Raw genomic sequence first — 19,108 nt, 5'->3', positions numbered from 1 at the left:
TCGATCTGATCCATCTACAGGAGCGATAGATGCTTGACGGCGTATCCATGGACCAGCTGCGGACCTTCATTGCAGCGGCCGATGAAGGAAGCTTTTCGGCCGCGGGCCGCAAGCTGCGCCGGGCTCAGTCCGTCGTGAGCCAGACCCTCGCCAACCTGGAAGCGCAGATCGACGTCCAGTTGTTCGACAGGGCTGCGCGATACCCGGTGCTGACCGAGCAAGGCACCGCCCTGCTCGCCGAAGCCCGGTTGGTGGTCAGCGGCATGGACGGCTTCAAGGCAAAGGCGCGGACCATCGCCGAAGGCCTGGAGCCCGAGCTGTCGGTCGTCGTGGACGTGATGTATCCCATGGAGTCCCTGACGATCGCGGTCGGGTTGTTCCGCGCGGCATTCCCCCATACGCCATTGCGCCTCTACGTCGAAGCGCTGGGCGCCGTGGTGCAGCCCGTGCTCCAAGGCGCCTGCCGAATCGGCATCATCGGATCGATGCCTGTCGTGCCTGATGCCGTCGACGCCGAAAAGCTGCTCGACGTGGCGATGGTCACGGTGACGGGCCCCGCGCATCCGCTTGCGCGACGCAAAGGCCTGATTCGGCAGCGTGAACTCGAGCAGCATGTGCAGCTGGTCCTGACCGATCGCAGCTCGCTGAGCGATGGCAAGAGCTATGGCGTTTTCTCGCCGTTGACCTGGCGACTGGCCGATCTTGGCGCGAAGCATGCGTTCCTGCGGGCCGGTTTCGGATGGGGACACATGCCCCTTGCGATGGTTCACAACGATCTGGATTCCGGTGCGCTGGTGGCGATCCAGGTCGAGAACTTTCAGCCGAGCACGCCACCGATCGCGATGCTTGCCGTCTATCGCAAGGACTTGCCGCCGGGACCGGCGGGGCGCTGGTTCTTGGATCAGCTCAAGCAGACGGAATCGGCAGCTCGGCCTTGACGGGCTTGGGGGCTGCCGGCTACGCCGAAGCGCTCCACCGCAGCACGCAGGTCGTCTGGTATGTCGATCGCGCGCTCGGTGGCAAGCGAAGTCGTCACGAGTACTTGCTCCGCCCGCAACTTGAGTCGACCGCCCACCTCGCCCTCGATCGAAACAGTGAATGAACGCCGGCCCAGCCGCAGTACCGACAGCCGCAAGCAGAGCGCGTCGCCCTGGCGAGCCGGCTCCACGAAGTCGTAGCGCAGTGTGGCAACCGGAAGGCCAAGACTGCGCCGGCCAATGAAGTCGGCGAACCCGATGCCCAAAGCTTCATTGAACCAGTCCTCGACCAGCCATTGCGTCAGCACCAGGTAGCGCGGGTAGTAGACGATGCCGGCCGGATCGCAATGCGAGAAGCGGATGGGCGCGGTTTTTTCGAAGATGCCCCGGCTGCTCATCGCGGTTCTCCTTCGTAGCGCTCGCGCAGCGCCTTGCGCAGCACCTTGCCGACCGGATTCTTCGGCAACGCATCGGTGAGGAAAATCGTCTTCGGGCACTTGTATGGCGCGAGCCGCGTGCGCAGCCGCTGCAGCAGTGCCTGCGGATCGCACGCGGCGCCCGGGCGCAGCACGATGGCGGCCGCCACCTTTTCGACCCAGTGCGGGTCGGGCAGCCCGAAGACCGAAGCCTCCTGCACGTCCGGGTCGGCGAATAGCGCTGCCTCGACCTCGTTCGGGTACACGTTCTCGCCGCCGGTGACGATCATGTCGTTGCGCCGATCGACGATGTAGTAGTAGCCATCGTCGTCGCGCCGCCCCAGGTCGCCGGTGCGAAGCCAGCCGTCGTGTAGTACGCGGTCCGTGGCCTGGGCGTCCTGCCAATAGCCGCGCATCCGACCGGCGCTGCGGACCTGGATCTCACCCACCGCACCGATGGGCAGCGGCCGGCCCTCATCGTCCACAACGCGCATCTCGCGCTGCGAAAACGGTCGCCCGCATGACGCCAGCAAGGACTCGTTCGCCGAGTCGCGAGCGCGGCGGTGGTCCTCGGGCCCGAGCACGGTCAGCACCCCGGTTTCGGTGGCTCCGTAGCCCTGCGCAAAGCCGCAGGAAGGAAAGCGCTCCATGGCGCGGCGCAACAGCTGCGGCGGCATGGATGAGGCAGCGTAGAAAAGCATCCGCACGGCACCGAGATCAGCGTGCGCGGCGTCGGGATGATCGAGCAGCGCCGCGATCATGGTCGGTACCAGATGCACGTTCGTGATGCGCCGATCCTGCAGTTCGCGCAACACGACGCCGGCGTCGAAGTCGCTGAGCAGCAGGATGCTGCAGCCTGCGGCGAAGCAGGGGAACAGGTGGTACCACATGCCACCGACGTGGAACAAGGGCATCACGGCCATGACTTGATCCGTGGGGTCGAGACCGAGCATGTCCGCGGCGGCGGTGCGCGCGTTGTCGAGCAGGCCATCATGCGTGAGTGCCGCGCCCTTTGGCGTTCCGGTGGTGCCGCTGGTGTAGACGATGCAGGCTATTTCTTGCGTCGCGGCCTGCCACGAAGGATCCTCGTCCTCCGGCGCCGAATCCATGAGGTCTGCAAGTAGCCGCCACCCGGATTGGGCGGCATCGAAACTCAGCAGTTGGAGCCCCTCCGGCAGTTGCCCGCGCAGTGGCTCCACCAGCTTTTGCCCGTGCGCGTCGACGATCAGTGCGTCGGGCGCGCAGTGCCGCAGGATTTTGACGACCTCCGCCGGTGCGATCCGCCAGTTCAGCGGCACCACCACCAGACCTGACTTGGTAAGACCGAAGGCCTGCACCACCTCGACCCTGTTGCGCGACAGGACGGCAACCCGTGCGCCGGGGCGCAGGCCCAGCGCCTGCATCACATGGTTGCACTGATTCACGCGGCGATCGAAAGTGCCGAAGCCGAGCGTCCGGCCATCGAGGGTGGAGAACGCCGTTTTCTCGGGCCACTGCGCTGCGTTCCGTCTCATCACATCGCCCAGCGTGCGAGCGTCGGCCAGGGCCGGCAGCGAAGGGGTTGCGCTCGGCGTCATTGCGGCCGTGCGACCTTGTCGGCCTTGCGTTCGATGAAGTTGCGCAGCCGCTCCTTGGCTTCTTCCTCGTTCTGCGCCACCGTGGCCATCAGAAGCTCGGAGAAAAGGCCGGTTGTGGCGTCCTGATCGGCGATGCGCGGCAAGCCCTGGATGATCGCGAAATTGGCCATGGGCGCATTGGCAGCGATCTTCTGTGCGATCGCCAGGCCCTGGGCCACGCCCTCCCCCTCGCCCACCAGATACTGCGTGAGACGAAGCCGGTCGTGCGCCTCTTGCGCCTCGTAGACACGGCCGGACAACATCATGTCCATGACCGCGGCCGTCCCGATGAGCCGCGGTAGCCGCACCGATCCGCCAGAGCCCAGAAAGATGCCGCGCGTGCCCTCCGGCAGTGCATAGAACGCACTCGGTTCGGCGATGCGCACATGTGCAGCAGCCGCCAGTTCGAGCCCGCCGCCGATGACGGCGCCGTGCAGCACGGCGACGACAGGTACCCTGCAGAACTGGACCGTGTCATTGAGGCGCTGGCCGATGATCGAGGTCTGCATGCCTTCCTGCGTGCCTGTCTCCTTCAGCTCGTTGAGGTCGAGCCCCGAGCAGAAGCAATCGCCTGCGCCGTGTATCACCACACCTTTGACGTCCCGCGGCATCACGCTGAAGAATGCCTGCAGCCCGATCACCAGTTCGTCGCTCAGGCAGTTGCGCTTGGCGGGACGGTTGAGCGTGAGCTGCACGATCGACCCGTGGCGGCGGGCCTGCAGACAATCAGGCAGGGGCGAGGGCCAGTCGATGGCCGAAGTGTCGGTGGACGAAATCATGTCTCGATCTCCTTGTGTTCGCCGACCGCAGGTGCGGTCTCTTCCATCGCCTGCTGGAGTTGCAGGACCTGTACGAGGCCGGCGTCGCGCCAGCGAATCCAGTCGGCCGCCGCATGCCCGCGAGCGACCTCGTCGCCGGCGGCGGACAGGCGGTCGATCACCTCCGGCGTGAGCACCGGCGTCTCGCCGGGTTCCCACCACTTCTCGATCGCCCCGCCCGCATGCGCGAGGATTGCGCGCGTGCCGCCCCCGCCTCCCGCGAGATGGAATGTCAGCAGGCCGCCCATGAGAGCCCAGCGCGGCGCGAGGCCATGACGCACAGCAGCGTCGATGTCGCTGGCGCTTGCCACGCCCTGCAGCAAACAGGCGACCGCCTCGCGCAGCAGCGCGAACTGCAGGCGGTTGGTCAGATGCCCCGCCGCCTCTCCCGCGAGCCGGATCGGGTGCTTGCCCAGGCGAAGCGCGAACGCCATGGCCCAGTCGACGACAGCACCGTCGGTCGCTTCGCCACCCACCACTTCCACCAGCGGCACCAGGTGCGCCGGATTGAAGGGGTGCATCACGACCAGGCGACCTGGATGCCGGCAGTTGCGTTGCATCTCGGAGGGTGTCATGCCTCCGGTGCTGGACAGGATGATCTTCTCCGGGCCAGCAGCGCCATCGATCTCCGCGAGCACCGCCGCCTTGAGCGCGGGGCGCTCGGAGACGTTCTCCTGCACCACATCGGCGGCCTGGGCAGCTTCCGCCGCACTGCGCGCAAAGCGCATGGAGTGCAGCGGCGCGGTTTCACGATCGGTACGACCGAGCGCACGCAGCGACGGCCAGGCCTCGACGACCATCTCGCGTGCGCGCTTCTCGGCGCCCGGAGCCGGATCGAAGGCGACGACCTCCAAACCGTGCGCCAGGAACAAGGCCGCCCAGCCGGCGCCCACCGAGCCCGTGCCGATGACCGCCACGCTGCGAGTCTCGCCGGGCGCCTTGCGGATCACTGGGTGCTCGCTCATTCCCATCTGCTCAGTCCACCGAAATCTGGTACGTCTTGATCACCTTGGCCCAGCGCGCGCTCTCCTTCTTCATGAACGCGGCGAACTGAGCTGGCGACATGATCATCGTGTCGTAGCCGAGTTCCTGAAAGCGCGTGGCGATCTTCGGAGTCTGGAAGGCGCGGGCCACGTGCTCATGCAGCTTCTGCACCAAGGCCGGTGGCGCTTCGGCGCGTGTCGCGGCGGCGAACCAGGCCGTCATCTGAACGTCCGGCAGCCCGAGTTCGACGCTCGCGGGTACACCTGGCAGCAGCGCTGCGCGGTCGGGACCGGCCACCATGAGCGCCTTGAGCCGTCCGGCCTTGACATGCTGCGCTCCGGCGGCGACGCCGTCGAACAGCATGTCTACCTGCGCGGCCATCGCATCCTGCGCTGCCGGCGCCGAGCCCCGATAGGGCACGTGGCTGAGATCGGCGCCGGTGGCACCGCGAAACATCTCACCCACCAGATGGCCGCCGCTGCCGTTGCCCTGCGACGCATACGTTTGCGGCTTGGCCCTGGAAAGAGTCACGAGTTCCTTGACCGAATTGGCCGGATGACTCTTCGGTACGTAGAGGACCATCGGAAATGCGACAGTGGTGGTCAGCGCCTGCAGGTCCGTCAACGGATCGTGGTTGAATTTCTTGTAGAGAAAGGCGTTGCTGCCGAAGGTCCCATAGTCGCCGACCAGCACGACCGGCACGTCGGCGGCGACTTGGCGCATCGCGCCGTAGGCGATCTGGCCACCGCCGCCTGGCCGGTTGTCGACGACCACTGGCAAGCCTGTGCGCTCGGTGATCGATTCGCCGATGGCGCGCGCGGTCATGTCGGTCGTGCCTCCGGGCGGGTAAGGCACGAAGATGGTCATTGGCCGTGGCTGCGCAAAGGCCGGCGCACCGGCAATGGCTGACGCCGCGATGGCGGTACTCGTGAGAAAGGTCCGTCTTTGCATTCGTTGTCTCCTCGGTGTCGGCGGTGCGGGACCCAAGTCAGCGCATCGCGGCAAGACCCATGATCTCGCGCGCTTCCTGCGGCGTGGCGGGTTCGAATCCAAGCTCGCGCACGATGCGCACCATGCGTTCGACCAGAGCCACATTGGTGGCCGGCTCACCCTGGGCATAGCTCAGGTTGTCCTCAAGACCCACTCGCACATGGCCACCCAGCAGGATGGCGTGCGTCGTCGCAGGTAGCTGTGCCGCACCGATCGCGCTCACGTTGAAGATCGACTTCGCCGGAAGGTGTTCGACCAGCATCTGCAGAATCTTCGGCGTATAGGGCAGGCCGCCTTGAAAGGCACGATGGCCGCCCAGCACCATATTGATGAAGTAAGGCGCCTCGTCGAGGCCCTCTTCGATGAGGGTGCTCACGTCCTGAAGGATGTGAGCAAGACTGAATACCTCCCACTCGGGCTTGATGCCACGCGCCTTCATCATCTCGGCAAGCTGGCGTGAACGGCGCGGCGTGGTGGTCACCAGGATTTCCTTGCCACCGAAGCTCGCGCAAACCGTATGCGCATCCAGCGTGCACATCTCCGGCTTGACGGGCTGGGCCTCCATGCCCTTGAGCCGCTGCTCGAAATCCAGCTCCCACAGGCCATTGTCGAGCTGGCGCAGCATGTCGCCATGCACGCCTCCTCCGGTGGAGTTGTTGAGCACCACGTTGCACTTTTCGCGAATCAGCGCGTTGATGCGCGCATAGGTCTGCGCATCGCAAGTGGCCTCTCCGTCAGGGCGCCGTGCATGCAGCGCCGCGACGCTCGCGCCGGCGTTGTAGCAATGGTAGACATCCTCGGCGATCTCGTCGGGCTGGGTGGGCAGATGTGGGTTCTGCGCCTTCAGCGCCATGCCGCCGGTCGGCGCCACCGTCACGATGACTTTTGGTTTGTTCAAGGTTGTGTCTCCATCCATGCGCATGCGAATCGCGTTGCTTCCATGGGTTGAATGTAGGCACGCGAGCCGCGGTCGGGAATCGCTACGCGACGGATGCCTGTCATCCGCAATCTGGATAACGTGGTCCGATTGAGGCAATATTGCTCCCCCACTACAGTTGCCCGTCTGGCCCACGCGCGCTCTTCAACGATGGAATCACAACTGCTCGAATACCTGCTTCGCGTGGCCGAGTTGGGCAGCATCAACAAGGCCGCGCTGGACCTGCAGCTGTCGCAGCCCGCACTGTCTCGCCACATCGCCCGCCTGGAAGAGGAGATGGGCGCAAAGCTCTTCGTTCGCGCCCAAAGCGGCGTGCGGCCGACTGATGCAGGCCTGCTGCTGTGCGAGCGGGCACGGCCGCTCTTGCGCCAGTTCGCCCTGATCAAGGAAGAAGTCGGCGACAAGGCGGCCGGCGTCCTGTCAGTGGGCATCGCCGCCTCATGGCAACGCGTGTTCACTTCGAAATTCGTCGCTACGCTCGTGCAGCAGTGCCCCGCGATCTCGCTGCGCGTGGTCGAAGGCCTCAGCGATCGCCTGCGGGACGACATGCTCGACGGTCTGCTCGATCTCTGCATCCTTCCATTCGATGCCGCGTCCGCCCAAGGCTATCGCCAGACGCCCTTGATTCGAGAGCCTTTGGTGCTTGTCGGCCCCCTCAGCGCAGCGCTGCGGGCGGACCAGCCAATAGCGCTGTCCGAGCTCGAGAGCCTGCGCCTGGTACTCCCCGGCCGCCCGAATGCCGTGCGCCGCTTCGTCGAACACGGTCTGGCGCGGCGCGGCCTCGTGCTGCGCGTCGCCGTGGAAACCGATACCCTGAACCTGTGCATCGAGAGCGCGCGTCAGAGCATCGGCTTCACGGTCGTCCCCGCCTGCGCGCTGGTGGAACACCCGTTGGCACACGCCATCAGCTGGTGCGCGCTGCAGAACAGCTACATCACCTGGGCGCTGTTCGAGAATCGGGCACGTCATCACTCGCAGGCCGTGCGCGAAGGTCGGCGCATCGTCATGAAGACGATCGAAGGCGCGTTGGCCGCGGGCGATTGGTTCGGCGCCGAAGCGGCAAACAAGCGAGCGCTCAAGGCGTAGCTCGCAGCTTCTCGGCGGCCCGGAGGTCTACGGTCGATCCTGCGGCAGCGCCTGCTCGACGGCACGCGAAGCCATCACGCTCACGAGCGCGGCCCGATACTCGGCGCCTGCGAACATGTCCGAGAACATGTCTTCCGACCCGAGCTCCACCGAGGCGGCCGCCTGCGGAGTGAAGTCCTTGGCCAGCGCACGCTCGATCTCGGTCGCCCGAAACACGCAGGCCTTGGCGCCGTTGATGGCGACCCGAATTCCGCCCCTGCCCTTCGATACGAACGCACCGACGACCGCAAAGCGCGACGCGGGATGCTTGAACTTCACATAGCCGGCCCGCTCGACCCGCGGAAAGCTCACGGAGACGATCAACTCCCCGGGCTCCAGCAGCGTCTGGTAGAGCCCGACGAAGAAGTCGTCCGCGGGGATGCTCCGGCGGTCGGTTCGGATCGTTGCGCCGAGCCCCAGAGCGGCCGCCGGATAGCAGGCTGCCGGATCCGCATTGGCCAGCGAGCCGCCCAGCGTTCCCATGTTTCGCACCATCGGGTCTGCGATGCCACCGGCCAGCCCGGCCAGCGCGGGAATCGCGGCCTGCACTTCGGCGGAATGCGCCACCTCCGCATGCCGGGTCATGGCGCCGATCGCCACCGCGTCAGCCGTCACCGAGATCGCGCGCAGTTCGGGAATGCCGCCCAGATCGATCAGCAGCGGCACATTGGCCATCCGCAGCTTCATCGCCTGCACGAGACTCTGGCCGCCGGCCAGAAAGTTGGCATCCCCGCTGAAAGCAGCGAGTGCCTCCCCGGTCGTGCCGGGGCGCTGATAGTCGAAGGCGTACATGAGGTCTCCTTCTCCGATGCGGCTAGTCGGGCAGTTGCCCGGCCGCGCGCTGCACCGAGCGCACGATGTTTTCATAGCCGGTGCAACGGCAGATGTTGCCCTCCAGCCCCTCGCGCACCTGCTCTTCGGTCGGCTTCGGATGGTGTTTCAGAAGCTGAATGGCCGACATCACCATGCCGGGCGTGCAGTAGCCGCATTGCAAGCCATGGCACTCGCGAAAGGCCTGCTGCATGGGGTGCAGCGCTTCGCCGCTCGAGATGCCCTCGATGGTGGTGACTTCTCCGCCCTGCGCCTGAAGCGCCAGCATGGAGCAGGATTTCACCGCGCGTCCATCGAGGTGCACGGTGCAGCATCCGCATTGGGCGGTGTCGCAGCCGACATGGGTCCCGGTCAATCCGAGGTGGTCGCGAATCACCTGGACCAGGAGCGTACGTGGGTCGACGGTCACGGCCTTGTCGTGGCCATTGACCTTGAGCGCGATGGTGGTCATGTTCATGGAGAAACTCTCGTGGATGGTGCAAGGCTCGCCGCCCTGATGGCCTCGGGCAGCCGCTCGTCGTTTCCGAGTGCCACGCGACGTGCCTCGTCGCTGTCCGTGGGCTGGTGCCCGACGCCAGCGCGCGGGGCCGGAGCGGCGACGACGCGGTTGGCGAGTCGGCCGAGCCCCGTCACCTCGACCTCGATCAGGTCGCCGATGTCCAGCGGCCTGGAATTCGCCGGCGTGCCGGTCAGCACGATGTCGCCCGGCATCAGGGTGATGTGGCGGGCGAGATCAGCGACCAGTTCATCGATGCCGAAGATCATCTCCGCCACCGCGCCCTCCTGGACGAGCACGCCGTTGCGGAAAGAGCGGATCACGGACTGCCGGATGTCGATGCCACTGACCAGGCCTGGCCCAAGGGGGCAGAAGCCGTCCTGGCCCTTGACGCGCAGCATCGAACCGCCGTCCGTGTCGCGCATGTCCTGCAGCCCCACGTCGTTGGAGACCGCAAAGCCGGCAAGGTGATCCCACACCTCCTCCGGGAGGACGTTGCGGGTCGGCCGGCCGATCACCGCCGCGATCTCGCCTTCGTAGTTGAGATACCGGCTGCCCTCGGGGCGCACCAGTTCGCCGCCGTGCGCATTGAGCGCAGTCACCGGCTTCTGAAAGTAGGTCGGCGCCGGCGGTGCGGTGGACTGGCCCGAGAACTCGTAGATTCGGCTGCGGAAGTTGGTATGGACGCAAAGAATCTTAGAAGGCGCGCAAGGTGGCAGGTAGCGCACGTTGCCCTCCTCGACCACCCGGCCATCTGCCAGCCTCAGCCCACCCTCCACCGGCTCCGCCCAGTAGGCGCTGCCTGCGATTGTCACCCTGCGGATCTCGCGGCGCGGACCGTCCAGTACGCTCATGGCTTGCCTCCTGTCGTGGCGCTTCCTCTGGCTGCACGAATCGCTGCCCACACTTTCTGGCTCGTGGCGGGCATCTCCAAGGTGGTGACGCCCAGCGGCGCCAAGGCGTCGATGACCGCATTCATGACGGCCGGTATCGACCCCACCGTGCCGGCCTCGCCGGCGCCCTTGGCCCCCAGGGGATTCAGCGCCGTCGGGACCGCATTGCTCTCGACGCGAATGGGTGGCATGTCGCCGGCGCGCGGCATGGCGTAGTCCATGAAGCTGCCGGAAAGCAATTGGCCCGACTCGGGGTCATAGGCCACCTGCTCCATGAGCGCCTGCCCCAGTCCTTGCGCCACCCCGCCATGGATCTGGCCCTTCACGCCGGTCGGGTTGACCATCGTGCCGACATCGTCGACCACCAGGTAGTCCAGCACCTGGACCTGGCCCGTCAACGGATCGACCTCGACCTCGCAGACGTGCGTTCCATTGGGCCAGGTGTCGGCAGAAGGAACAAAGGTCGCGGTCTCGTACAAGCCCCCTTCCATGCCCTGCGGCAGGCGCGGCACGACGAAGGCCGCCTTCGCCACTTCCTTGAGCGAGATCTTGCGGTCCGTCCCTGCAACCACGAACTCGCCAGCGGTGAACTCGAGATCCTCCGCGGCAGCCTCGAGCAGGTGCGAAGCGATCTTCCTGCCCTTCTCGACGATGCGGCCGGCTGCGCGCCACAGCGCGGTGCCGCCGATCGCCGTGGAGCGCGAGCCATTGGTGCCCATGCCGAAGGCGACCCGGTCGGTGTCGCCGTCGATGAACTGCACGTCGAACGGCGCGAGGCCCAATCGTTCGTGGACGATCTGCTTGTACATCGTTTCATGGCCCTGCCCCATGTTCTTGGTGCCGACGAGGACAAGCGCGCTACCACTGGGCATGAAACGGATCTCGGCAAACTCGAGCTGGTTGGGCGAGGCCGCCCGCTCGATCGCGTTGGCGATCCCGATGCCGCGCAGCATGCCGCGCCGGCGCGCTTCGGCCCGTCGTTCTTCGAAACGCGCGTAGCCCGAAGCCTCCAGCGCCTGCTCCATGCCACGCCCGAACTCTCCGCAGTCGTAGACCGCGCCGAAAGGGTTTCGATAGGGCATGGCCGTCGGCGGGATGATGTTGCGGCGGCGCAGTTCGACACGGTCCATGCCGATCTCGCGCGCGGCATCGTCGAGCAGCCGTTCCATCACATAGATCGATTCCGGACGGCCCGCCCCGCGATAGGGCGCAGTGGCGTTGGAGTTCGACATGGCGCAGGTCACCTCGACGTGCGCTGCCGGGATGGCGTAGACGCTCGACAGCGTATGCACGTTCACGAAGGTCGCGAGCAGGTTCCGATCGGACGAAATGTAGGCACCGACGTTGGCAAGCGTGCTCACCCTGAGCGCCAGGATGCGGCCCTCGCCGTCCAGCGCCAGCTCTGCATTGCTGATGTTGTCGCGCGCATGCTCGTCGGCGAGGATGGCCTCGCTTCGCTCGCAGGTCCACTTGACGGGCCGTCCGAGCTTGCGGGCGGCCCAGGGAATCAGGCGATGCTCCGGGTACTGCCAGCCCTTGGTTCCGAAGCCGCCCCCGATGTCGTTGGCGATCACCCGGATCCGGTGCTCCGGGATCTTGAAGATGCTCTCCGCCAGCGCGTTGCGCACCCTGTGCGGATACTGCACGTCCGCCCAGATGGTGTAGCGCTCGTCTCCTTCGTCGTAGCTGGCGAGCACGCCGCGCGGCTGCATGTAGTGGGCGTAGACGCGGCTGATGGTATAGCGTCGCTTGACGACCCTTGCCGCCTTGGCGAACGCCGCGTCCGTCTCGGCCGCATTGCCGGCCTGGAAGACGTTCGAGATGTTGTCGGGGCACTCGTCCCACACCCGCGGCGCGCCGGGCGCCACCGTCTGCGCGGTGTCGGTCACCGAAGGAAGCGGGTCGTAGTGGATCTCGACCAGCTCCGCCGCATCGCGCGCCTGGAGAAGGGTCTCGGCGACGATCAGCACGACAGGGTCTCCGACGTGCTTCACATGCCCGGTACTCAGGCCGAGGTGGGGCTTCGCGAAAACGGGTGACCCGTCCGGCCGCTTCCTGGGAAGCGTGACCTTCATCGTTCCCATGCCGTCGCGCGCCAGGTCCTCGCCGGTGTAGACGCCGACAACGCCCGGCGCGGCCCTGGCCGTGGTGCAGTCCATGGAGCGGATGACGGCGTGCGCGTAGGGCGAGCGAAGCAGGAACGCGTGCGCCTGCCCCGGCAGGTTCTCGTCGTCGACGAATCGCCCTTTGCCGCGCAGCAGGCGCGGGTCTTCGAAGCGGGATACCGGTTGTCCGATGCCGTAGTTATCCATTTGTCACCTCGCTTATCCGAGCGGTCCTTGAAACACCTGATCCACATAGGTGTCGGCCAGGGGCTCCAGCGCCTCGGGCCATGGCGTCGTGGGCACCCTGCGCTGTCCGGCCGTGCGGACCCGGCCTTCCCACCCCACCTGCTCCATGTAGTAGTAGAGCTGCAGGCAGTGGCCCTCCGGATCGAGAAAGTGCGCGCAGTAGTCGATGCCCGGACTGAGTTCCGGCGGAATCTCGACAAAACGCACGCCCTGCTGCCCGAGCCAGTCCACGGCGTCGCGAAGCTGGCGATAGGTGCCGACTTGCAAACCCATCGACATGCAGCTCGTGTGTTCCGACAACCCCAGCTCGGGCCGTGCTGCGCGCGGAAAGAGCTTCAGGCTGTGATGCTCGTTGCCGTGACGCATGAAGACGCAGCGGTGCCCGCGCCATTCGACGACTTCGGTGACGGTGAATCCCATGGTGTCGCGGTAGAAGGCCGTCGACGCCTCGACGTCGGCCACGAAGAGCGCTGCCGGTCCGATCTTGGTGATCTTGAAGGGGCGCGGCAGCAGCACCCCACCGACGTTGAAGTCCTTGCCTGCCGCGAGATCGCGGATCTGGTAGCCGGACAGCAGGTCGATGCCGCGTTCCTGTGCATCGGCCGCCTCGGCGATGTCGGACATCTGGGGCAGTGGCGGCGTCTCGAGAAAGCGGCGGTAGTACATCTGCGAGGGCTTGCTTCGACCGTTCAGGCCCACCTGCTCCATGCCGTAGTAGAGCTCGACCGTGTGGCCGTCGGGGTCGCGCACGTACACGTGCCAGTTGCTGCCGGGCATGTCGCGCCCGCTGCGCCGGATGTCGACGCCGCCCTGGTCGAAGAAGTCGACCGCGTGCACGACTTCCTCCAGCGTACCGACCTGCCAGGTGATCTGGGATAGCGTGATGTCCCTCGATGCCGCGTCGTCTCCGAACAGCGCGCCCAGCGAGCGGTGCGCAAGAAGAAAGGCGTGGTGGTCGGTGTTGTGCGTCATGAAGAACAGCCGGTCGTCCTCCACGTTCGCCGGTGTATCCGGGAGCAGGCGGCTCAGCCTGGCCTCGTCGGTCAGCCGGAAGCCGAGCAGGCGCCCGTAGAAATCCAGGCCGGCGTCCAGCGAGCTCAGGTTGAAGCCGAAATGTCCCAGCCTGCGCACGCGGAAGGGCCGTGGATAAAGAATGCCGCCGACGTCATAGCGTTGCGCCTTCATGCGTGACTCCTGTCGCTTGCGTTGTTGTCGATGCCCAGGTAAGCCTGCTGGATGTGCGTCTCGCGCAGCAGGTCTTGCGGCAGGCCGGACGAGACGACGTGGCCGTGCTCCAGCACATAGGCCGAATCGGCGATATCCATCGACTGTTGCACGTTCTGCTCGACCAGCAGAACCGCGACGCCCTCGCGCCGGATGTCGCGTATGACCGCGAACATCTCCTTCACGATGGAGGGCGCGAGGCCGAGCGAAGGCTCGTCGAACAGCATCAGGCGGGGGCAGGCCATCAGCGCTCGCCCTATCGCGACCATCTGCTGCTGGCCGCCGGACAGTTGACCGGCGGGCTGATGGCGCTTCTGCCTGAGCACGGGGAAGCGGCTGTAGACGGCTTCGAGCGAACGCGTGCGCCGTTCGCGTGCGAACGGGCGGTAGCAGCCGATATCGAGGTTCTCTTCAACCGTCATCGTGGTGAAAAGACGCCTGCCCTCAGGAATGAGGGCGATGCCTCGCTCGCAGAAGGCGTGCGGCGGCGCGCCGGCCATGTCGCTGCCGCCGAAGCGCAGCGTTCCAGCCTTGTACGGCAGCATGCCGGAAATCGCGTTGATCAGGGTGCTCTTGCCCGCGCCGTTCGGCCCGATGACGGTCACGATCGACGCTTCCGCCACGTCGATCGACACATCCCAGACAGCGGTCGCATCTCCGTAGCCGACGTGGAGGTTGCGCGCTTCAAGCAGCTGCATGGTCGTGCCCAAAATAGATGCCGACAACCCGCTCGTCGCGCATGACTTCCTCGGGCCGCCCGGCGGTGAGCAGCGTTCCCTCGTTCATGACCGCCACCCGGTCCGACAGCTGCACGACCGCGCGCATCAGGTGCTCCACGAAGACGATGCTGGTTCCCTGGGCACGGATCTGCCGCACGAGCCGTATGGCGGTGTCCACCTCCGAAGGGTTCAGTCCGGACATCACCTCGTCGAGCAGCAGCACCCGGGGCCGCGCGGCCAGGGCACGTGCGAGCTCGAGCACCTTTCTTTCGCGCAGGTTGAGGTCGGCCGGCAGCGCATGCGCGCGATGCGTGAGATCGCAGAACGCCAGCCAATGCAGCGCGTCCTGCCGATACGAATCGGCTTCCCGTCCGCCGAACTGGGCGCACAGTTCCACGTTCTCCAACGTGGTCAGGTGGGCGAAGGGACGCGGGATCTGGTAGGTACGCGCGATGCCGCGACGGGCGATCAGGTGCGCCGGCAAGCCGCTGATCGTTTCACCATCGATCTTGACCGAGCCGCTCGTGAGGCTCAGATGGCCGGTGATCATGTTGATCAGCGTGGTCTTGCCGCAGCCGTTCGGTCCGATCAGGCCGAGGATCTCTCCCTCGTAGACCTCCAGGTTCACTCCGCGCAGGGCTTGCAAGCCGCCGAAGGACTTGTGCACATCCTCCACGCTGAGCACCACGCGCGCGGAGGCCGCGGGCCTGGCAGGTGCCACGTCGGCAGTTGCAGGCATTGCGTACGGCCGCTCGGCGCTTGCCCCCTTCGGCGTGGCTGTGCCGATCGCACCCTGGCCGGCGCCGGGGCGCAGGCGCCGCAACAGGCTCGGCACGATCCCTTCCCGCAGGCAGAGCATCGCGACGATGAGCATGATCGCGACGACAGCCCGCCCGACGATGCTCAACCCGGTGCTCGCGAAGCCAAACAGCGCCACCGTGATGAGCGTTGCGCCCACGGCCGGCCCCAGCCAATGCCGCGCGCCGCCCAGCACGCTCATCAGGACCACGCTGAGCGGCACGGCGATGCCGAAGGTTTCGCCGACCGTCACGAAGCCCACGTAGATCGCGTGGATGCCGCCGACCGCGCCCGCGATCCCTGCCGACAGGGCGAACGCGCTCATCTTGTAGCGAAAGGTGGGCACGCCCTTGACCTCGGCCACGTCCTCGTCGTCGCTGATGGCATAGAGCCCCAGGCCGAATCGCGAGCGCGAGATCCGCCACGCGATGAGCAGGGTCGCCACGCACATGGCCAGCCCCATCAGGTAGACGGACCCGCTTTCGGATTCGACGATTCTCGGGACCGGGACCCCCGAGAGATAGACGCCCGGCCCGCCATCGATCGGCGTGTTCAGGATCACGGTCGCCAGGACGAAGGTCACCGCCAGTGTCATCAGCGCGAAGAGCTCGCCGCGTAGCCGCGGCAGGCGGAACACCAGCGCGCCGATGCCGCAACCCAGCAGCGCGGCGACGACTCCCGCCGCCGGGATGGTCGTCAGGAACGGCCAGCCGAACTTGGTGGCCAGCGTCGCGCTGGTGTACATGCCAGCCCCCAGGAAGGCCGCATGGCCCAGGCTGAAGTAGCCCGCAAAGCCGCTGAGGATCGCCCAGCTCGTCGCCAGCGAGATCCAGAAGAACAGCACGTAGAAGAAGGAGTCGTAGAACGCCGGCAGGCCCACCGACGGCAGCGTTGCCAGCGCGGCGAAAGCAAGGACGATTCCGCCGAGGGCGCGAGGGTGCAGCGCGTTCACAGCCATTTGGGTTGCCATAGAAGAATGACGATGAGGATCGAGAACGCCACCACGGGCGCCCACGCCGGACTGAGGACCGCCATGGCCAGGCCCTCGCAGGCGCCGATGAGGACGCCGGCAATGAAGGCGCCGAGCGGGTTCCCCAGACGCCCGATGATCACGACGGCGAACACCACGCCCAGCCAGGCCCAGATCTGGGATGGCGCCAGCGTGGAGATCAACGCGATGAAGACGCCGGCGATGCCGGCGCAGGCCGAGCAGAGTCCCGAGAGAACGTAGGAGAGCCTGCGGTGATCGATGCCGAAGGCGGCCGCGACCTGGTGGTCCTCTGCGCTGGCGCGCAAGGCTTTTCCGACGTAGGTCTTGTTCAGCCACAGCCAGGCGGTGGTCGCCAGAACCGCCGCGGCCGCAAAGGCGGCAAGCTCCAGCGAGGGCACGAAGATCGCGCCCAAGCGAAACGAGGCACTGCCGTACGGCGTCTCGAAGCGACGAAAGTCCGCAGTCCAGAACCACTGGATCAGGGTCTCGATCAGCACGGCCACCCCGAAAGTCACGAGCAGGGAGCCGAACTCGCCGACGTCGAAACGCTTGAAGAGCCAGTGCAGCCCCACGCCGAAGCCGAAGAAGCAGGGCAGGATGACCAGCAGGGACACGGCAAGGTTCAGGTGCAGCACGCTGCCGAACTGGTAGGTGACGTAGGCGCCCAGGAACGCGAGCGCGAAGTGCGCGATGTTGACGAGCCGAAGCAGGCCCCAACTGAGGCTCAGGCCAAGGCCGAGCAAACCGTAGAGACCGCCTGCCAGAAGCCCCGAGAGCAGGGCCTGGCCGACCAAGGTGAGACTGGGCATTGCCGCGTCCGATCGTTGCGGCTTGCTCAGGAAGCAACGAGGGGGGCGCCCGCCACCTCGCGCGGCCACACCACCACCCACTTGCCGTTCTGCACCTGCTTTGTCAGCATGCGGCCGGGGCCGTGATTGAAGGGCCCGTCGAAGCTCTGGGGCCCGAAGACGCCGTCGACCGTGTTCTTCTTGAGCCACTGGGCCAGCGTCTTGTCATCGAGACTCTTGGTTGCTTCGACCGCGTGCCCGAGCAGCGAGAACACGTTGTACGTGCCCGTCGCCTGGGCATCGAGCTGCGTGTACTGCACGCCCGCCTTGCTGGCCCGGGCGCGGTACATGGGCGAAAGCTTCGGCACGCCATCACGGTTGGAGAAGGGCGGATGATCCTCGAAGAAGGTATGCGCCAGCGCATTCTTCGCCTCGGGCAGCGCGAGCAAGGGGCCGGGCGACGGGTAGAGGTAGTAGTGCAGCTTGGGCGCGTAGTCGAGCTTCTTGAGCGCCTCGAGCAGCTGGTTGCCCTCCACGCCGAGTGCGCCGACCCACAGGAAATCCGCGTTGGCGTCCTTGACGCGTGCAGCGATCGACGCGAAGTCGCGCGTGCCGAACTCGTACTCGAGGTAGAGCGGCACCTGCAGCTTGCGCTGCCTGGCGGCCTCGCGCATGCCCTCCGCCATGAACTGCGCCGACGGAAACTTGCTGGTGATGACCGTCACGCTCTTGGGCGGAGATGGGAGGGACTGCACGCAATCGAGGATCGCGAGCGGGTAATCCTTTTCCGGATTGGGGCCGAAAGGCGCCGCCGGAAACTGCATGTCGTAGGTGCCGAGTTTGGGAATACCCAGGCTGCCCTGAATGAAGATCTTTCCATGGCGCTGGGCGACGCCCATGGCCGCGAGGATCGAGTTGGTGCCGTAGGGGCCGACCACCAGGTCGACCTTGTCCGAAGTGATCAGCTTCTCGTAGAGGCTGCGAGTGACCTCGGGCTTCGATTGATCGTCGAGCAGCACCCATTCGACCGGGCGGCCAAGAAGGCCATTGCCCGCGTTGGCGATGTCGATGTAGGACTCGCCGGCAATCCGGTGAAGCAGCGCGGTCTGCGCCAAGGGGCCGGTCAAGGACAGCGTGCTGCCGATGCGGATCGGCTTGCCGGCAGGCGCCGCACGAGTGTTGGCCGCGTGCAGGCCCAGGACGAGTCCGCCGGCGATGCCGCCTAGGACTTTGCGGCGCTGCGTATCGGGCGCGGGGTGGGTCATCTTGTCTCCTTTGGAAAGGGGGGTCTTCGATCTCGAAGGCGCGCTCCAGCATGCAGCGCTCTTGGATCGGGAGTATCTGGACATCGGATCGGGCTGTAAAGAACTTTTTGAAAATCCTTTGTATCTTTGAAATTCATATCTCTTTTTGAACGTGTATACTTCGCCGCATGGCAAGGACCGGCAGCTCCAAGACGATGGCGGATGACATCTATCAGCGTGTCCGCTCCGACATCCTCGGCGGACGGCTGGAGGTCGGCCAACGCCTCAAGCTCGCGGCCATGGCAGCGGACTACGACGTCAGCCTGAACATCGTGCGCGAGGCTTTGTCACGCCTCGCAGGCGACAAGCTGGTCAAGACCCAGCCGCAACTCGGATTCGCCGTCGCCTCGATGACTGCCGCCGAGCTGAAGGACCTGACCTTCGTGCGGGTGTCCATCGAGTCCCTGGCGCTCAAGCGCTCGATCGAGCTCGGCGGCGTCGAGTGGGAGGCAGCGCTGCTGGCAGCGCACCACCGCCTGGCCAACACGCCGATCCAGATGCCCGAAGTGCCCGAGCTGCGCAACGAGGCCTATGCCGAGGCGCATGCGGCCTTTCACGCCGCGCTGGTGAGCGCGTGCGACAGCCCCCTGCTGCTGGAAATGTGCCAATCGCTTCACGATGCCGCCGAACTGTATCGGCGTCTCGCCTATCTCAAGCGGCGTGTCCACAAGGACCCGGACCGCGAGCACAAGCGCCTGGTGGATGCCGCCTTGTCGCGCGACGTCGAGCGGGCCACGGCCCTCCTGTCCAAGCACTACGAAGAGACCACGCGCGTTTGTCTGGAGGCGGGCTTCTGTCTTCCGGAACCGCCGCCGAAGCCCTAGCGCGGCAACGCCTGCGCGCAGGCGAC

Annotated in this window: 18 protein-coding genes; 3 read left to right on the top strand and 15 right to left on the bottom strand. The window is 66.2% G+C overall.

Annotation, left to right across the window (positions count from 1 at the left end):
* Positions 1 to 29: 29 nt before the first annotated feature.
* Entirely contained in the window at positions 30 to 938 is a 909-nt protein-coding gene (locus tag GXN78_RS32475) for a LysR family transcriptional regulator (RefSeq protein WP_106554425.1), read from the top strand.
* Here GXN78_RS32475 and GXN78_RS32470 read toward each other — a convergent pair.
* Genes GXN78_RS32470 through GXN78_RS32445 form a run of 6 tightly spaced genes read right to left on the bottom strand, consistent with a single transcriptional unit; the run spans position 902 to position 6,699 of the window.
* A complete protein-coding gene (locus GXN78_RS32470; RefSeq protein WP_106554426.1) occupies positions 902 to 1,375 on the bottom strand; it encodes a thioesterase family protein in 474 nt (157 codons plus the stop codon). The two genes, GXN78_RS32475 and GXN78_RS32470, sit on opposite strands and share 37 nt — an antisense overlap.
* Positions 1,372 to 2,907, bottom strand: a complete 1,536-nt coding sequence (locus GXN78_RS32465) for an AMP-binding protein (RefSeq protein WP_164256060.1) — start codon at positions 2,905 to 2,907, stop codon at positions 1,372 to 1,374. Before GXN78_RS32465 ends, GXN78_RS32470 begins: the two co-directional genes overlap by 4 nt.
* A gap of 59 nt (positions 2,908 to 2,966) precedes the next feature.
* A complete protein-coding gene (locus tag GXN78_RS32460) occupies positions 2,967 to 3,788 on the bottom strand; it encodes a crotonase/enoyl-CoA hydratase family protein (protein ID WP_106554428.1) in 822 nt (273 codons plus the stop codon).
* On the bottom strand, positions 3,785 to 4,792 hold the full coding sequence (locus tag GXN78_RS32455) for a 3-hydroxyacyl-CoA dehydrogenase NAD-binding domain-containing protein (RefSeq protein WP_164256057.1): 1,008 nt from the start codon (positions 4,790 to 4,792) through the stop codon (positions 3,785 to 3,787). Before GXN78_RS32455 ends, GXN78_RS32460 begins: the two co-directional genes overlap by 4 nt.
* Positions 4,793 to 4,802: 10 nt before the next feature.
* Positions 4,803 to 5,762: a tripartite tricarboxylate transporter substrate binding protein gene (locus tag GXN78_RS32450; RefSeq protein WP_164256055.1), complete on the bottom strand. Its 960-nt coding sequence runs from the start codon at positions 5,760 to 5,762 to the stop codon at positions 4,803 to 4,805.
* A gap of 37 nt (positions 5,763 to 5,799) precedes the next feature.
* Positions 5,800 to 6,699 (bottom strand): 3-keto-5-aminohexanoate cleavage protein, encoded by a 900-nt coding sequence (locus GXN78_RS32445; protein ID WP_106554431.1) that lies wholly within the window; start codon positions 6,697 to 6,699, stop codon positions 5,800 to 5,802.
* Between the two features lie 189 nt (positions 6,700 to 6,888).
* Here GXN78_RS32445 and GXN78_RS32440 point away from each other — a divergent pair, with 189 nt between their 5' ends.
* Complete coding sequence (locus GXN78_RS32440) at positions 6,889 to 7,824, top strand: LysR family transcriptional regulator (protein WP_106554432.1); 936 nt, start codon at positions 6,889 to 6,891, stop codon at positions 7,822 to 7,824.
* Positions 7,825 to 7,851: 27 nt separating this feature from the next.
* Here the strand turns inward: GXN78_RS32440 and GXN78_RS32435 are convergent, their stop codons facing one another.
* From GXN78_RS32435 to GXN78_RS32395, 9 genes are read right to left on the bottom strand one after another with little or no spacing between them, the layout of a single operon-like run.
* Positions 7,852 to 8,655 (bottom strand): xanthine dehydrogenase family protein subunit M, encoded by an 804-nt coding sequence (locus tag GXN78_RS32435; RefSeq protein ID WP_106554433.1) that lies wholly within the window; start codon positions 8,653 to 8,655, stop codon positions 7,852 to 7,854.
* Between the two features lie 22 nt (positions 8,656 to 8,677).
* Positions 8,678 to 9,145: a (2Fe-2S)-binding protein gene (locus GXN78_RS32430; protein WP_106554602.1), complete on the bottom strand. Its 468-nt coding sequence runs from the start codon at positions 9,143 to 9,145 to the stop codon at positions 8,678 to 8,680.
* A gap of 2 nt (positions 9,146 to 9,147) precedes the next feature.
* Positions 9,148 to 10,044 (bottom strand): fumarylacetoacetate hydrolase family protein, encoded by an 897-nt coding sequence (locus GXN78_RS32425; protein WP_106554434.1) that lies wholly within the window; start codon positions 10,042 to 10,044, stop codon positions 9,148 to 9,150.
* A complete protein-coding gene (locus tag GXN78_RS32420; RefSeq protein WP_106554435.1) occupies positions 10,041 to 12,395 on the bottom strand; it encodes a xanthine dehydrogenase family protein molybdopterin-binding subunit in 2,355 nt (784 codons plus the stop codon). The genes GXN78_RS32425 and GXN78_RS32420 overlap by 4 nt, the downstream gene beginning before the upstream one ends.
* A gap of 12 nt (positions 12,396 to 12,407) precedes the next feature.
* The gene (locus GXN78_RS32415; RefSeq protein WP_106554436.1) at positions 12,408 to 13,619 is read right to left on the bottom strand and encodes a VOC family protein; all 1,212 of its coding nucleotides are present in this window, start codon (positions 13,617 to 13,619) and stop codon (positions 12,408 to 12,410) included.
* Positions 13,616 to 14,356, bottom strand: a complete 741-nt coding sequence (locus GXN78_RS32410; RefSeq protein WP_106554603.1) for an ABC transporter ATP-binding protein — start codon at positions 14,354 to 14,356, stop codon at positions 13,616 to 13,618. Before GXN78_RS32410 ends, GXN78_RS32415 begins: the two co-directional genes overlap by 4 nt.
* Positions 14,343 to 16,133: a branched-chain amino acid ABC transporter ATP-binding protein/permease gene (locus GXN78_RS32405; protein ID WP_106554437.1), complete on the bottom strand. Its 1,791-nt coding sequence runs from the start codon at positions 16,131 to 16,133 to the stop codon at positions 14,343 to 14,345. Before GXN78_RS32405 ends, GXN78_RS32410 begins: the two co-directional genes overlap by 14 nt.
* Positions 16,124 to 16,975 (bottom strand): branched-chain amino acid ABC transporter permease, encoded by an 852-nt coding sequence (locus GXN78_RS32400; protein ID WP_106554438.1) that lies wholly within the window; start codon positions 16,973 to 16,975, stop codon positions 16,124 to 16,126. Before GXN78_RS32400 ends, GXN78_RS32405 begins: the two co-directional genes overlap by 10 nt.
* A 26-nt stretch (positions 16,976 to 17,001) precedes the next feature.
* On the bottom strand, positions 17,002 to 18,219 hold the full coding sequence (locus GXN78_RS32395) for an amino acid ABC transporter substrate-binding protein (RefSeq protein ID WP_164256051.1): 1,218 nt from the start codon (positions 18,217 to 18,219) through the stop codon (positions 17,002 to 17,004).
* Between the two features lie 167 nt (positions 18,220 to 18,386).
* On the opposite strand from GXN78_RS32395, the gene GXN78_RS32390 reads away from it, so the two are divergent.
* Positions 18,387 to 19,082, top strand: a complete 696-nt coding sequence (locus GXN78_RS32390) for a GntR family transcriptional regulator (RefSeq protein ID WP_106554440.1) — start codon at positions 18,387 to 18,389, stop codon at positions 19,080 to 19,082.
* Positions 19,083 to 19,108 lie beyond the last annotated feature (26 nt).

It is taken from the genome of Variovorax sp. WS11 (assembly GCF_010499245.1).
Classification (GTDB): Bacteria; Pseudomonadota; Gammaproteobacteria; order Burkholderiales; family Burkholderiaceae_C; genus Variovorax.
Note: the sequence above shows the minus strand (reverse complement) of the source record. Positions and strands in the feature narration are given on the sequence as shown.

Bases quoted from the DNA above. Each gene is read 5' to 3' on its own strand.
- GXN78_RS32455 (WP_164256057.1), bottom strand. From the start codon at position 4,792: ATGAGCGAGCACCCAGTGATCCGCAAGGCGCCCGGCGAGACTCGCAGC.
- GXN78_RS32410 (WP_106554603.1), bottom strand. From the start codon at position 14,356: ATGCAGCTGCTTGAAGCGCGCAACCTCCACGTCGGCTACGGAGATGCG.
- GXN78_RS32460 (WP_106554428.1), bottom strand. From the start codon at position 3,788: ATGATTTCGTCCACCGACACTTCGGCCATCGACTGGCCCTCGCCCCTG.
- GXN78_RS32420 (WP_106554435.1), bottom strand. From the start codon at position 12,395: ATGGATAACTACGGCATCGGACAACCGGTATCCCGCTTCGAAGACCCG.
- GXN78_RS32415 (WP_106554436.1), bottom strand. From the start codon at position 13,619: ATGAAGGCGCAACGCTATGACGTCGGCGGCATTCTTTATCCACGGCCC.
- GXN78_RS32475 (WP_106554425.1), top strand. From the start codon at position 30: ATGCTTGACGGCGTATCCATGGACCAGCTGCGGACCTTCATTGCAGCG.
- GXN78_RS32435 (WP_106554433.1), bottom strand. From the start codon at position 8,655: ATGTACGCCTTCGACTATCAGCGCCCCGGCACGACCGGGGAGGCACTC.
- GXN78_RS32405 (WP_106554437.1), bottom strand. From the start codon at position 16,133: ATGGCTGTGAACGCGCTGCACCCTCGCGCCCTCGGCGGAATCGTCCTT.
- GXN78_RS32450 (WP_164256055.1), bottom strand. From the start codon at position 5,762: ATGCAAAGACGGACCTTTCTCACGAGTACCGCCATCGCGGCGTCAGCC.
- GXN78_RS32465 (WP_164256060.1), bottom strand. From the start codon at position 2,907: ATGAGACGGAACGCAGCGCAGTGGCCCGAGAAAACGGCGTTCTCCACC.
- GXN78_RS32440 (WP_106554432.1), top strand. From the start codon at position 6,889: ATGGAATCACAACTGCTCGAATACCTGCTTCGCGTGGCCGAGTTGGGC.
- GXN78_RS32430 (WP_106554602.1), bottom strand. From the start codon at position 9,145: ATGACCACCATCGCGCTCAAGGTCAATGGCCACGACAAGGCCGTGACC.
- GXN78_RS32470 (WP_106554426.1), bottom strand. From the start codon at position 1,375: ATGAGCAGCCGGGGCATCTTCGAAAAAACCGCGCCCATCCGCTTCTCG.
- GXN78_RS32400 (WP_106554438.1), bottom strand. From the start codon at position 16,975: ATGCCCAGTCTCACCTTGGTCGGCCAGGCCCTGCTCTCGGGGCTTCTG.
- GXN78_RS32390 (WP_106554440.1), top strand. From the start codon at position 18,387: ATGGCAAGGACCGGCAGCTCCAAGACGATGGCGGATGACATCTATCAG.
- GXN78_RS32395 (WP_164256051.1), bottom strand. From the start codon at position 18,219: ATGACCCACCCCGCGCCCGATACGCAGCGCCGCAAAGTCCTAGGCGGC.
- GXN78_RS32425 (WP_106554434.1), bottom strand. From the start codon at position 10,044: ATGAGCGTACTGGACGGTCCGCGCCGCGAGATCCGCAGGGTGACAATC.